Source organism: Collinsella sp. BG-O-102 (assembly GCF_023656745.1).
GTDB lineage: Bacteria > Actinomycetota > Coriobacteriia > Coriobacteriales > Coriobacteriaceae > Collinsella.
On record NZ_JAMOKO010000002.1, the window covers coordinates 49,009 to 62,962 of the forward strand.

General features: G+C 62.2%; 10 protein-coding genes. 1 reads left to right on the forward strand and 9 read right to left on the reverse strand.

From position 1 onward, the window contains the following. Positions 1–69: 69 nt before the first annotated feature. Both NBH09_RS01405 and NBH09_RS01410 read right to left on the reverse strand, forming a co-directional pair. Positions 70–1,827, reverse strand: coding sequence for an ABC transporter ATP-binding protein (locus NBH09_RS01405; RefSeq protein WP_250786851.1), 1,758 nt, complete (start codon positions 1,825–1,827; stop codon positions 70–72). Further along, positions 1,828–3,651 carry an ABC transporter ATP-binding protein gene (locus NBH09_RS01410; RefSeq protein ID WP_250786852.1) on the reverse strand — a complete coding sequence of 608 codons (1,824 nt, stop codon included), beginning with the start codon at positions 3,649–3,651 and terminating at the stop codon, positions 1,828–1,830. Between the two features lie 120 nt (positions 3,652–3,771). Between NBH09_RS01410 and NBH09_RS01415 the strand changes: the two genes are divergently transcribed. After that, positions 3,772–4,770 carry a helix-turn-helix domain-containing protein gene (locus NBH09_RS01415; protein WP_250786917.1) on the forward strand — a complete coding sequence of 333 codons (999 nt, stop codon included), beginning with the start codon at positions 3,772–3,774 and terminating at the stop codon, positions 4,768–4,770. A gap of 319 nt (positions 4,771–5,089) precedes the next feature. Here NBH09_RS01415 and gatB read toward each other — a convergent pair whose 3' ends face one another. The 7 genes from gatB to moaA form a co-directional block, all read right to left on the reverse strand. Then, positions 5,090–6,766: an Asp-tRNA(Asn)/Glu-tRNA(Gln) amidotransferase subunit GatB gene (gene gatB / locus NBH09_RS01420; protein WP_250786853.1), complete on the reverse strand. Its 1,677-nt coding sequence runs from the start codon at positions 6,764–6,766 to the stop codon at positions 5,090–5,092. Next, entirely contained in the window at positions 6,766–8,280 is a 1,515-nt protein-coding gene (gatA, locus tag NBH09_RS01425; protein ID WP_250786854.1) for an Asp-tRNA(Asn)/Glu-tRNA(Gln) amidotransferase subunit GatA, read from the reverse strand. The genes gatB and gatA overlap by 1 nt, the downstream gene beginning before the upstream one ends. After that, entirely contained in the window at positions 8,280–8,591 is a 312-nt protein-coding gene (gene gatC / locus NBH09_RS01430; RefSeq protein WP_118094387.1) for an Asp-tRNA(Asn)/Glu-tRNA(Gln) amidotransferase subunit GatC, read from the reverse strand. The genes gatA and gatC overlap by 1 nt, the downstream gene beginning before the upstream one ends. A 342-nt stretch (positions 8,592–8,933) precedes the next feature. Next, a complete protein-coding gene (locus NBH09_RS01435; protein WP_250786855.1) occupies positions 8,934–9,755 on the reverse strand; it encodes a Cof-type HAD-IIB family hydrolase in 822 nt (273 codons plus the stop codon). Positions 9,756–9,965: 210 nt separating this feature from the next. Next, complete coding sequence (locus tag NBH09_RS01440) at positions 9,966–11,246, reverse strand: MFS transporter (protein WP_250786856.1); 1,281 nt, start codon at positions 11,244–11,246, stop codon at positions 9,966–9,968. A gap of 288 nt (positions 11,247–11,534) precedes the next feature. After that, entirely contained in the window at positions 11,535–12,836 is a 1,302-nt protein-coding gene (mobB, locus tag NBH09_RS09990; protein ID WP_284703066.1) for a molybdopterin-guanine dinucleotide biosynthesis protein B, read from the reverse strand. A gap of 4 nt (positions 12,837–12,840) precedes the next feature. Then, positions 12,841–13,896, reverse strand: coding sequence for a GTP 3',8-cyclase MoaA (gene moaA / locus NBH09_RS01455; RefSeq protein ID WP_250786857.1), 1,056 nt, complete (start codon positions 13,894–13,896; stop codon positions 12,841–12,843). Positions 13,897–13,954: the final 58 nt, after the last annotated feature.

A 13,954-nucleotide genomic window follows, 5' to 3' on the forward strand; every position in this document is an offset into this window, starting at 1 on the left:
CTTTTGAAAATTAACGATGCGGAGTAACCGATTGTCAATGTGAGAAAGGGACTGTCCCTTTGCCCCTTCTTACAACTGCCAGGTAGCTGCTTCCTTTTGCAGCGCCACCATGCGGGCGAATTCTCCACCTGCCGCCTTGAGCTGCGCCGGAGTGCCCTGCTCGGCAACCACACCATCCTTGAGTACAACGATCTTATCGGCATTTTCCACCGTGCGCATACGGTGGGCAATAACGATAACCGTCTTACCTGCAAGCAGACGGGAGAGCGCCTGCTGAACCACGGTCTCGTTCTCCACATCCAAGCTCGCCGTCGCCTCGTCCAACAGCACGATAGGCGCGTCTTTGAGCAGCGCACGGGCGATAGAGATGCGCTGGCGCTCACCGCCGGACAGCTTGGAGCCGTTCTCGCCGATCATGGTGTCATAGCCCTGCGGCATGCGGCTCACAAACTCGTCGCAGTTGGCGGCACGCGCGGCAGCAAGCACTTCCTCATCGGTGGCATCGCGACGACCAAGACGGATGTTTCCCATCACCGTGTCGTCAAAGAGCAGCACGTCTTGGAACACAATGGCGTAGTCGCGCAGCAGCGCCTCGGGATCCACGCTCGCAACATCCACGCCGCCCACGGTGACCGTGCCTTCGGTGGCGTCCCAAAAGCGCGCGGCCAGGCGGCTCACCGTGGACTTACCGGAGCCCGAAGGACCGACCAGTGCCGTGACCTCGCCTTCCTTGGCGGTAAAGCTCACATCGGTAAGAACTTTCTCGCCGGCGCGGCCGTCCTCGCCCGCACCATAGCCAAATGCCACGTGATCGAACACCACATCGTGGCCTACGGGCTCAAACTGCTCGCTGCCCCGCGCCACGGGCTCTTCCATGATGGAACGCATGCGCTTGGCCGACGACTCGGCGGCAAACAGCTCGGACATCAGCATCAGCGCCTGATCAAAGGGCGCATAGATGCGGCTCACCATAAGCAGGAAGGCAAACATCATCAAAAAGTCGACCTGGCCGGAGGCGACCATCGCAGCGCCCGTGACCAACGTGGTGGCAATCCCCAGGCGCAGGATGGCAAAGGCGGAGTTGACCAAAAGCCCATTGGCGAGCTCGCCCTTGGTGGTCTCGCGCTCCTCGGCATCGATCACGGCGTTGAGCCCCTCAAGATAATGAGTCTCCTGGTTAGTGGCGCGGATCTCGCGCACGCAGTCGAGCGTCTCCTGGATCGCCTCGGTAACCTTGACCTTCTCGGCACGCACATGGTCGAACACCGGGGTCATGGGGCCGCGTGTCAGATACAGCACGGCAAAGGCCACGGGCACGCTCCAAAACGCCGCGATCGCCAGCTGCCAGCAAAAGAACAGCGACGCCACGAACACAATAGCGCTTGCGATGATGGCACCCCAAAGCTCTCCCAGCACGTGGCTGTAGGCGTGCTCCATGGCCTGGACGTCGCCCATGATGGTCTCGGTTAAATCGGCCAGATCACGACGGCCAAAAAACGACAGCGGCAGCTTGCGCAAGCGCTCGGCAATCTCCATACGCTGCTTGCCGCACTCCTCGTAAAAGATGCAGTAGGTGTAGTAATACTGCTGCCAGTTAGAGGCAAAGAGCAACACGAAAAAGACCAGGAGGCCGCCCACAATCGGCAGGGCATCCGGCAGGTCGGCACCGGTGGCGAGATGTTCGACAAAACCGGCCATGACCAGGAACAATAAGCCCATGCCGGCCATGGCAATGAGATTGGTGAGCGCGGTCCAGAAAATGCCGCGTTTTACGCCGGCGACGCCTTTATCGGATAGGAAATACTTCTTTTGGAATGAGGCGAACATTTAGGCCTCGCCTCCCTTCGTGACGGCGGCATCCGCGGCAGCAGTGATCTTCCAGCTCGCGGCCTGTTCGTATTCGGCCCACATCTTGGCGTATAGACCGTTTTGGGACAGCAGCTCGGCATGGGCGCCAGTCTCCTGCACGCTACCTTGGTTGAGCACCACGATCTTGTCGGCCCCCACCACGGTCGAAAGCCGGTGCGCGATCATAATGACCGTGCGACCCGCCGCCAGTTTGCTAAAGGCACGCTGGATGAGCGCCTCGTTCTCGGGGTCGGCAAACGCTGTGGCCTCATCGAGCACCACGATAGGTGCGTCTTTAAGGATCGCGCGGGCGAGTGCCACGCGCTGTACCTCGCCGCCCGAAAGATATGCCCCTCCAGCACCGAGCATGGTGTTAATACCCTGCGGGAGCTTGGCCACAATGTCGTCGCACTGAGCTGCGGAGAGGGCCGCACGCACTTCGTCGTCAGTGGCCGTAGGCTTGGAGGCGCGCACGTTATCGGCAAGTGTTTGCCGGAACAGTTGGTTGGTCTGAAACACAAAGGCGACCTGGTCCATGAGCTCGTGCGGATCCATGTCGCGAACGTCTACGCCGCCCACAAGCACGCGACCCGAGGAAACATCCCAAAAACGCGGGATCAGGCTTGCGCAGGTTGACTTACCGCCGCCCGAGGGACCAACCAACGCAAGGGTGCTACCTGCGGGAACGCTAAAGCTCACATGATCGACGGCAGGCGCTTCGGCACCCTCGTAGGTAAAGCTTACATCCTCAAAGCGCACATCGCTGCCGATAGGGTGCTTGGGCTGGGCAGGCACGGAGAGCTGCTTGGAATCCATAACGCTTCGGATGCGCGCCAGCGAATCGGCACTCATCTGAGACGCCTCGCCCACAAACATGAGCTTGGTCATGGCCGTCGGCACCACGGCCGAAAAGATCGCGTAAAACGTGAAGTTGACCATAAAGTGCGCGAAGTCCGTCTCGCCCGGCGCCAACAGCAACGCCACGGGCAAAAGAAATGCCACGAGGCCATTGAGCGCGGTAAGGTTGAGCACCTGCGGGCCTCGGCAGAACGTGCCCGCATAGCTTTGCGCCATGTCGGCGTATTCGGCGATCGCATCGTGAAACGCCTTAAAGGAGTAGACCGTCTGCTGGAAGACCTTGACCACGGGGATGCCGCGTACGTATTCGGTGCCGGTCTTGTTCATCTTGACCAGCGCGCCCATGTAAGCCTTCATAAACTCGGCGCCCTTGCCGCTCATCATGGTGGCCATGGCGCAAAACGAAACGGCCACCGAAATGAGGCATGCCGCACCCAAACGCCAATCGAGGGCGAAAAGCAGCACGAGCAGGCCCACGACCATGGCGGTGGCGCCGGCGATATCGGGCAGCATGTGCGCGAGCAGGGTCTCGGTGGAGGCGGCGCATCCGTCTACGATACGGCGCAGCTCACCGGTGGCGTGCGTGTCAAAGTAGCCGAGCGGCAGCTTAAGCAGATGCTCGCTCGTGGTCTTGCGGATATTGGATGCGCAGCGAAACGCGGACAGGTGCGTGCACATGAGTCCCACGAAATAGACCACGATGCTTGCCAGGGCAAAACCGACAGCCCACCAACCATACATCGCGATGTCGGCGGCCTCGCTCCAGTTAGGCGCCACAGCGATCAGGTCTCGCGCAACAAGCCAGATGCACACGTACGGGCCAAAGCTCAACAGCTGCGAGAACGCCGAGAGGGCCATGCCCAAATACGTTAGGAATTTACGGTCACCGGCATATGCAAGCAGCTCGCCGATGCCGCCGCCTTCCTTTTTTGATCCCTTTGTCATGAGATTCCTTTCTAACGGCTTGAGAGTTAACCGTAAGAAACTTATCATGGGCGTGTTAGCCAAGGCACACAATTGGGCCAGGCGTGGACGTTTTCGCAAATGAAGGGGACGCTTTTGAAAATGCGGCGGGCGGCAACCGATATAACCGAGCTCTACGCACCGCAGTTTGAGCAGTTTGGCTTGGAGTTCTCCGGCAAGGGCGCTGTCTTTACCGGCGAGGTGGCAAACGATCGGGCGCACGGACGCGCATGGATCATGCCCCTTTCCCCCACCTGCATCGTCATGGAGCATTTCATTACCCCGATGCGCAACATGCACCTAGCCGAATACACGCCCGAACCGTACGCGTGCGTGAGCGAGGTCAGCGCGCCCACGCTCATGTGCATGCCCGAAGCCGGCATAACGCCTGCGAACCTCAAGCCGCTGCATGGACCGTGGCCGAACAGCGCGATCTGCAGCTTTGTCCAAGATAGCTGCGGTGAGGAGCTAAGCCCGCTGTTTGCAGGGCAGCTCTACCACTCGCGCTCGGTCCTCTTTTTGCCCGGTTATTTTGACGAGCTGGAGCACCGCTATCCCACCGAGTTCGCGGGGGTCTTTGAGGCGTTTGCCGAGTCATGGCACGAGGAGGCAGCGTCTGCCATCTACCACACGCTGCGCCGGGTTAACGAGGAACGCGCCCGCACCGTAGGCGGACACGTCTATATGCAAGGCATCGTGGAGACCATGGTCGCGGAGCTCGCCTGTTCGCGCGCGGCCCACAAGCAGGCGCAGCAGGCGGCAGACACACGCGCCAGCGTGACCAGTGCCGAAGAAGCAACGGCAATGATTGAGCGCGCGCTCGACAAAGGCAGGCGTGTGGGTATCAACGAGGTGGCCGAGAGGCTCTACACAAGCCGCTCCAAACTATGCGCCACCTTTAAGGCCCAAACTGGCGAGTCCCTGGGCGCCTACATTCGCAGACGCCGTATGGAACGAGCACAGGACCTTTTGGCCGATAGCACGCTCACGATAGCGCAGGTGGCAGAGCGTCTAGGCTACCCTCAGCAGGCCGCCTTCGCCCAAGCCTTCAAGCAACACACCGGCACCACCCCCACCACCTGGCGCTCCCAACACCAGTAAGGAGCCAGCAAAGGGACAGACCAATGAGCTCCACATGCAGAGAAGGTCACCTGCAATGTGACAAAGGGACTGTCCCTTTGTCACATTCACAAAAATGGGCGCGCCAACGGCACGCCCATTCACCAAATTCCATTCAGCCCACCTGACCCGGAAGGCCGAGTCGTCAGGGCGGGGAAGGCCCCCGGAGCGGCGGGGCGCTTGCTCAAAATGAGTTCCGCACGCAAAGAAGGCCACTTAATGTGGCCTTCGTCTTGCGCAGGACTGTTCGAAATTTTGAGGAAGCACCCCACCGCTCCGGGGGCCTTCCCCGCCCGTGAGTCTACGCGAGCGCCTTTCTCAGCAACTCGTTGAAGAGCTTCGGGTTGCCCTTGCCGCGGCTCGCCTTCATGCACTGGCCCACCAAAAAGCCGATAACCTTCTGGTTGCCGTCACGATACTGCTGCGCCTGATCGGCACAGTTAGCCAGCACCTCGTCCACGATCGGCTGCAACGCACCGGCATCGCTCACCTGACGCATACCACGCTCGTCGACGATCTTGTTGGGGTCGTCACCGGTCTGGGCCATGGCCTCAAAGACCTCGTGCGCTTGGTTGGAGCTGATGGCATCGGTCGCCAGCAGCTTGGCAAGAGCGGCCACCTGAGTCGGCGCGATGCCGGACTCGGCGAGCGACACGCCCGCGCCCTTAAGGTAGGCGATCATCTCGTTGACCAGCAGGTTTGCGACCGTCTGGGCCTCTTTGCCAGCCATACCAGCAGCAGCGGCCTCAAAGAAGTCGGCAAACTCGGGGTCGCCGGCGATCTGCTCGGCGTCTGCTGTCTTAATGCCAAAATCGGCCTCAAAACGGACGCGCTTGGCATCGGGCAGCTCGGGGATCTCGCCACGGCAGCGGTCGATGAACTCGTCGTCCAGGTCGAACGGCGCCAGGTCGGGATCGGGGAACAGGCGATAGTCGTCGGCCGTCTCCTTCACACGCATGACCACGGTGCGCTTGCGGCTAGGCTCCCAGTGGCGGGTCTCCTGATAGATGATGCCGCCCTCCTCGAGTACCTCGGCCTGGCGGCAGATCTCGTAGGCAAGGCCGTCATGCAGGCTCTTAAACGAGTTGAGGTTCTTGAGCTCGGTCTTGGTGCCCAGCTTGGTCTCGCCGCGGCGACGCAGCGAAACGTTGCCGTCGCAGCGCATGGAACCCTTCTCCATGGAGCAGTCGGAAATGCCCAGCGTCACAAAAATGCGACGGAGCTTTTCCATAAACAGGCGAGCCTCCTCGGGCGTGCGCAGATCAGGCTCAGTCACGAGCTCGATCAAAGGCGTGCCGCAGCGGTTGTAGTCGACGAGTGACTCGGCCGCGGCGGTAATACGGCCCTCGGCACCGCCCACGTGCACCATCTTGGCGGCGTCCTCCTCCATGTGGATGCGCAGGATGCGGATGGGCACCGTGTAGGAACCGTCCTCGCGACGCTCGGGCATCTGCAAGTTGGACGCATCATAGCTGGCCAGGTGGCCGGCGCGCTGGTTGCCCTCGCGCATGGTCGACGTCATGGACGTGGACAGACCCTCGGCGTTGGCCGAGGCGCTCGCCAGGCTCTGGACCTCGGCCTCACCAAACGCGCAGTCGGGGCGCTCGGCGGCACCGCGACCGGTCACATCCAGATCCAGGTGACCGTACATGGCAAAGGCGACCGGACCCTGCGTAGTCTGGAAGTTCTTGGCCATATCGGGATAGAAGTAGTGCTTGCGGTAGAACATCGAGTGGCGCTGAATCTCGCAGTTGGTGGCCAGACCCGCCTTGACGATGCTCTCGATGGCACGTTTGTTGGGCACCGGCAGGGCGCCGGGCAGGCCCAGGCACACCGGGCACACGTTGGCGTTGGGCTCGTCATCGTGGCTGAGCTTGCAGTTGCAGAACATCTTGGTATCGAGTGCGGTGAGCTCGGTATGGATCTCCAGGCCAATCACGGCCTCCCAATCCTGCAGGACCTCGGAAAGCTCCTTCATTACAGCTCGCCTCCCTTCCCGGCAAAATCGGGCGCGACGGAAAGCGCGGGCGCACCCGTGGCGGCATCGGCAAAGCCGCGCTCCAGGGCGCGAGCAAACGTGAGCAGCTGACGGTCCTTAAACGCCGGACCCACCAGCTGGGCAGAAACGGGCAGCTGAGTATCCTCGCCCAGGCCCAGCGGCACCGAGATGCCACCGTTGCCGCAAATGTTGAGCGAGATGGTGTACAGGTCGGAGAGGTACATCTGCGTGGGGTCGCTGATCTCGCCAAACTTAAAGGCCGTGCGCGGCGAGGCGGGCATGAGGATGGTGTCCACCTTGGCATACGCGGCGTCGTAGTCCTGCGTGATGAGCGTGCGGGCCTTTTGCGCGGCGTAGTAGTACTTGTCGTACACGCCCGAGCTCAGCAGGTAGGCGCCGAGCATCTGACGGCGTTTGGCCTCGGCGCCAAAGCCGTGGGCGCGCGACAGCGAGCTCTGGTCGGATAGGTTGGCGCAGCCCTCCTCCTGATAGCCATAGCGAATGCCGTCGAAACGAGCCAGGTTGGAGAACGCCTCGGCCGGGCCGATGACGTAGTAGGCGGCGATGGCGGCGTCCAGGTGCGGCAGGTCGACCTCTACCAGCTCGGCGCCCTGGTTCTGCAGCTCCTGGGCGGCGCGCTCAACGGCGGAGCGGACCTCGGGCGTCAGGCCCTCGGCCTCCATAAACACGGGGATGATGCCCACGCGCCTACCCTCGATGCTGTCGTTGAGATGCTCGGTAAAGTCGACGGCGCAATCCTGGCTGGTACAGTCGTACGGATCGTGGCCCGCACCGGTAAGCGCGTTCATGGCCAGCGCGACATCCTCGACCGTGCGGCCGAAGGGGCCAACCTGGTCGAGCGACGAGCCAAAGGCCACAACGCCGTAACGGCTCACGGCGCCATACGTGGGCTTAAAGCCCACCACGCCGCAGAGCGCCGCCGGTTGGCGAATAGAGCCGCCGGTGTCCGAGCCCAGCGAGAGCGCGACCTCGCCCGCGGCGACGGCGGCAGCGGAGCCGCCCGAGGAGCCGCCGGGCACGCGCTCGGTATCCCAGGGGTTGTTGGTGCGGTGGAACGCCGAGCTCTCGGTGGAGCTGCCAAAGGCAAACTCGTCCATGTTGGCCTTGCCCATGGGCAGGCAGCCGGCGTCGAGCATGCGCTGGACGCAGGTGGCGGTGTAGACGCTCTGGTAGTTCTCGAGCATGCGGGAAGCGCAGGTGGTGCGCGTACCCACGAGGTTCATGTTGTCCTTAATGGCCAGCGGCACGCCCGCGAGCGGGGGCAGCGGCTTGCCTGCGGCACGGTCGGCATCCACGCGCGCGGCGGCCTCGAGCGCAAGCTCGGGCGCCACCTGCAGGAATGCCTGGACCCCGCCCTCGCGCGCCTCGATGGCGGCAAGGGAGGCCTGGGCCACCTCGGTAGCGGTAAAGTCGCCGGCGGCAACGCCTGCGGCGATCTGGGCGGCGGTAAAGGAATCGAAGCTTAGCGCCATTACTCGCTCTCCCCCTCTCCCAAAATGGACGGCACGCGGAAGTAGCGGTCGCGCGCGCTGCCGGCGTTTTCGAGCGCAATGTCGAGCGGCAGGTCGCGCTCGGGCTCGCGCAGGTCATCGCCCATCACGTTGGACAGGCTTCCGATGGGATGGAACGTGGGCTCCACGTCGGGCAAGTCATATTGCAAGACGGGCTCGAGCATCTGGACGGCGTCGTTCATGTAGGACGTCATCTGGGTGAGCTCGTCATCGGTCAGTGCGATCTTTGCGTACTCGGCGATGCCGCGCACGTCTTTCTCGCTGAGTGCCATAGGCGCTCCCTTCCGCATAACAGTTAAACCGCTCTAGTATACAAGGCAACGCCGGCTTGGAGCAGGCGCTTTACCCAAATGCAGTGAAAACGTAACGAGGGCGGCGGTTGGTAGGCGGCGGGCTGGCGGTTCTATAGCGAATCCGCACCGTCCATACCGAAAACCGTCTCGTCCACAGCGAAAAGCATCCCGACCACAACGAAAAGCATCACAACATTCGACGCTTTTCGTCAAAATCGCGATTTTCATCGAATGTTGTGATGGTCTGGATATCTCGAATGCCCAGTTGAAGCCAATCCGCCACAAAGGCGTACTGTCCCCTTGCAGAGTTCTCCCCCAGCGCTACAGCAGATGTTCCTCGATAAAGATCGCGATGCCGTCTTTGTCGTTGCTGGCGGTTACAAAATCGGCGGCGGAGCAGGTGGCGTCGCTGCCATTTGCCATGGCCACCCCCACGCCGGCGTCAGCCACCATGCAGGTGTCGTTATCGGCATCGCCAAACACGCAGATGTCCTGGAGCTCCATGTCGTTGAGCTCCGCCACGCGCACAAGGCCGCGCGTCTTGGACACGCGCGGATCCATGAACTCGTAGAGCCGCTGCGTGGTTTGCAGAGCCGCCGCCTTAACAGTGTTATCGGCAAACGTCGACGCCCGCTCAATCACCCGCGGCATTACCTCGGGCGCCATGGTAAACATCACCTTGGGCTGCGGCTCGCGCAAAAACTCGGCAAAATCGACCACCTGGTAGGGCACGCCGTCGACGCGCGACAGGTGCTCGACGCACGCGTTGCTCTCGGGCACGTAGAACACGCCGTCTCGGGGGCAGACGGGCGTTGCCGGAAGGTCCGCCATGTGCTTGCAGATGCGCGCGATAGTCTCGCCCAGCAGTGGATAGCTCAGCTCGTTGATGTCGTGCGCGCGGTCGATGACCTCGGCGCCACCGCAGCCCACGAGCACGTCCACCAGGCCTTCGATGCCCCAGAGCTCGTACATGGCCTCGGTCGCATGGGCGTCGCGCCCGGTGCACAGGCCAAAGAGCACGCCGCGCTCGCGCAGGGCGCGGATCGCCGCCACGGTGCGCGGGGACACCGTGTGCTGGCTCGTGAGCAGCGTGCCGTCGATATCGCAGAACACGGCTTTGATGTGGCTGAAGGTGGTGTCCATGGGGGCCTTTCTGGGTTGTGCGGCGGTGTGGGGTGCATTCGCAAACGGCGTACATGGTATACCAAGGCGCAGGTGCGGCCCGTCAAAGCAAAAACCACCACAAAGGTGCCTGGCCCCTTTGTGGTGGAAGTGACGTTTGCGGGCCAAGCCATCACAACATTCGATGTTTTTCGCCATAATTGAGATTTCCATCGAATGTTGTGATGGTTTTTACTGCCTTGCGGCACGATCAAAATGCCGGCGTCCAAACAGCAGCAACGCCGTAGGGACCGCCGTCACGACCATGCCTGCCCCCACGAGTGTCTGCTGTACGCCAAATGTCGCCGCCAGCCACGGGGCAATCGCCAGCGGCGCCACGCCGGCGAACATATTGCCAAAGCCCATGACCGAGTTCACTCGACCGAGCTGCTCGAGCGGGGCCGTCGTTTGCACAATGGTGTTGTGGAGCGGGTTGACGACGCCCCACGCCACGCCCAGGAAAATCTGGCCGACGAGGGCTACACCCACGTACGGTGTTCCCACATAGAGCAAACTTCCCAGGCCCACGGACATAAGCGCCACGAGCAGCGTTTTAAGGTTGACCAGGTGCGGCGGCAAGCGGAGCGCGAGGACGGCGCCCAGCACCGCGCCGACACCGCTGGCCGACGAGAGCCAGCCCATCCACTCAACGCCGACATGCAGGACATCGCGATAGAAGAACGACTCGAGCGGGTCGAAGGCTCCATAGCCAAAGTTCGAAAGAAAAATGATGCAGAAAAGTAGCGCGAGGACGCTGTTGGTGAAGACTGTCTTGATGCTGGCTGCGAAGGTGGCGCGGGCGGACGTGCTGGGGTTGGAGCTTTGTCCCGCACGCTCCCCTTCCTCCGCCGAATCGGCATCCGCATCCCCGGCGACATGGCTGGTCTGCGGCCTAAAGCCCCAACCGACGACGAACGCCAGCACGGTAAAGAGCATCATAAGCACAAACACCGCGCGCGACGACGCAGCCGCCGCGACAAAGCCGCCCAACGTGGGTCCGACGATAATACTCACGTTTGAGAACATGGCGATGGCGGAGTTGATGTCTTTGAGCTCGACAGAATCGTCGGTGAGATACGCCGGATAGGACGTAGCGATGGGCTGGGCGAATCCCATCACAAAGCCCAGGAGTACCGCACCGAGCAGGACGATGCCAGTCGCGCTGCCAAAAACGAGGATCGCCGCGCCGGTTGCCAACGTGCCGACGATACTTGCCCGGAAATGCCGGCACGGACCCCAAGCGTCAAGCGCCGCTCCACCCGCAAAGGACCCCAGGATCACGAAAACGTTCATAAACAGAACGGCCAGCGATGTCGCCACGACCGAGGCATCGTCTGCATAGGTGAGCGTTCCGATGACGCCGATAAAGTAGCTGGTCTGAAAACCGGTGTAGATGAGAAAGCGCATCGCCACCAGGCGCTTGGCCTGCACGGACAGCGATGATTGAGGCTTTGAGAAAAGAGAGGCGAGCATGGAGACTCCTTGTTTCATACGAATGCGGACGGTGGGCATTCGCCACCGTCTGTCAAATCAATCTATCCGCATGAAACATTAAGGACGCATCAAGCCCCTTCTCTCCGTTTTTCGCCCGTCATGAACTACTTGGTAGATTGTAAGACATGTCCCACACATCTACCAAAGCAAAAACCACCACAAAGGTGCCTGTCCCCTTTGTGGTGGAAATGACGTTTGCCCAGATAAAACCTGCCAAAATAAACCTGTCCCTATTTGGCAGGTTATGGCAGCGCAGCGAGCCAGCCCTTAAAGGTGATCTTGGATAAGATCGCAGATGGCTCGGGCGTCGTTGATGTTGATGGCTCGGGTCGCAAAGCCGGCGTCGAAGGCCTGACGCGCCAGGGCTTCGTTGCAGGCAAGGGCCAACGTGTGACCGTCGACCAGGTCGAGCGAGCTCTTGCCGCGCAGACGGTCGACACCGGAGCGTGCGACGACGATGTTGTCGAAGCCCTCGGTCTTGTAGCCCTCGATGATTACTACGTCGACATCGTTGTAGCGCGACAGCAGCTCGCGCGCGGGCATCTCGTCCTCCTCGCGCGTGTCGGCGTACTCCGCCCAGCGCGTGGCGCAGATGAGGCCCACGTGTTTTGAGCCGGCCTGGTGATGGCGCCACGTATCCTTAGCGGGCACGTCGATATCAAAGCCGTGGTGCCCGTGATGCTTGAGCGAACCCACGCGCAGACCGCGGCGGGTGAGCTCGGCAATGACCTTCTCGACGAGCGTGGTCTTGCCCGAGTTTTGGTAGCCGATAAACGCGATCGCGGGGACGGCCGGTGCCGGAGCTGCGGGCGCGACGGCGACGGGTGCGTTTGCGAGCGCGGCACCGTCAGTGGCCACGGTCTCAGCGGCAGCGGCCTGACGCTCTGCGCGATCCCATACGCCCGAGCGGCCGCCCTCCTTGTGCAGCAGGCGCACGCCGACGATCTCCATGCCGCGATCGACCGCCTTGCACATGTCATAGATCGTTAGGCACGCGGCACTCGCTCCAGTCAGTGCCTCCATCTCGATACCCGTCTTGCCCGTCACGCCCGCCGTGACCAGCACGTGAAAGCCAACCTGCCCGTCCGTGCGCGCCGGCGCCCAGCCCTCAGGCACGTCATCGACAGGCGTCCCTGCCGGAGCGATGGGCTCAATATCGCACTTACTCTTGGTAATGAGCAACGGATGGCACATGGGGATGATGTCGCTCGTGCGCTTGATGGCCATGATGCCCGCGACGCGCGCGCAGGCGAGCACGTCGCCCTTTTTGGCGCGGTCCTGCAGCACCATGGCCTGCGTCTCGGGATGCATGAGGATGGTGCCCTCGGCGATGGCAATGCGATGGGTCTCGGCCTTGTCGGACACGTCGACCATGCGAACCTCGCCCTTGGCATCCACGTGCGTCAGCTCGTCGCGACGGGCGTCGCGGGCGGGCTCGGTGGCAGCGCTGGTAGTCGGCTGCACGGACGTGTCGGCGTTGCCAGTATTAGCCGCGACTGAGGCTTTATGGGCAGACATCGCGGCCCTGCGAGCGGCCTTGGTGGCATCGGCGTACCTGCTCTTGGCCATATGATCATCCTCCGATTTGGGACATAAATCGTTGCGTGCCCTCAATTATCGCGTGTTCCTGCGGTTTGTGGGCCACGGCATCGCGCCAAATCGAAAGTACCTGCATATCATCACCACGGCGCAGCGCCTCACGCACCGAATACTCGGCATCGCTGAACAGGCACGGACGCACGTTGCCGTCTGCCGTCAGGCGCAGACGGTTGCAGTTCGCGCAAAAATGATTGGACATAGCACTGATAAAGCCCACCGTACCCGCCGCGCCCGGAAAGCGCCAGTAGCGCGCGGGGCCCGCGCCGGCAGGAGCGTCGTTGATGTCGAGCGGTTCAAGCTCGCCCAGTCCCGCCGCGGTGGCCCCGGCATTGATGCGCGCCCGCAGCTCGTCACTCGGCACGGTATCGCTCGCGTCCCACAGCTCGGGATTGAGCGCGGGCGCATGCGGGTCCACAGCGCAATGCGAGCTGGTGCGCTCGTCGCCGATGGGCATGTATTCGATAAAGCGCAGGTGGATAGGGCGGTCGAGCGTGAGCCGCGCGAGGGCCGCCACATCCTGGTTGAGCCGGCGCACCACAACGCAGTTGACCTTAACGGGCTCAAAGCCCCAAGCCAGCGCCGCGTCGATGCCAGCCATGGTCTGCTCGAGCCGACCCAAGCGCGTGATCTTTCCAAAGAGCGTAGGGTCGAGCGTATCGAGCGAGATGTTGACGCGGTTAAGCCCGGCGTCTTTGAGCTGCGGCGCCAGCTTGGGCAGCAGGGCGCCGTTGGTGGTGAGCGAAATGTCCTCGATCTGCGGAATCGCGCGGATATCACGAATGAGCGGAATAATACGGCGGCTGACCAGCGGCTCGCCGCCCGTCAGGCGTACGCGGCGAATGCCCTCCCCCGCCACCAGGCGCACAAAGCGGGCGATCTCCTCGGCGCTGAGCAGCTCGTCGTGCGCGCGGGGTGCCACGCCATCGGCCGGCATGCAATAGATGCAGCGGAAATTGCACTTGTCGGTAACGGCAATGCGCAGGTAGTTGATGTCGCGGCCAAAACCGTCATGTTGCACGTGCCCGTCCACGCAGCCCTCCCCTCACGCGGCGTTTTATTCTTCGGAAAACATAATACCCCACGAGAGA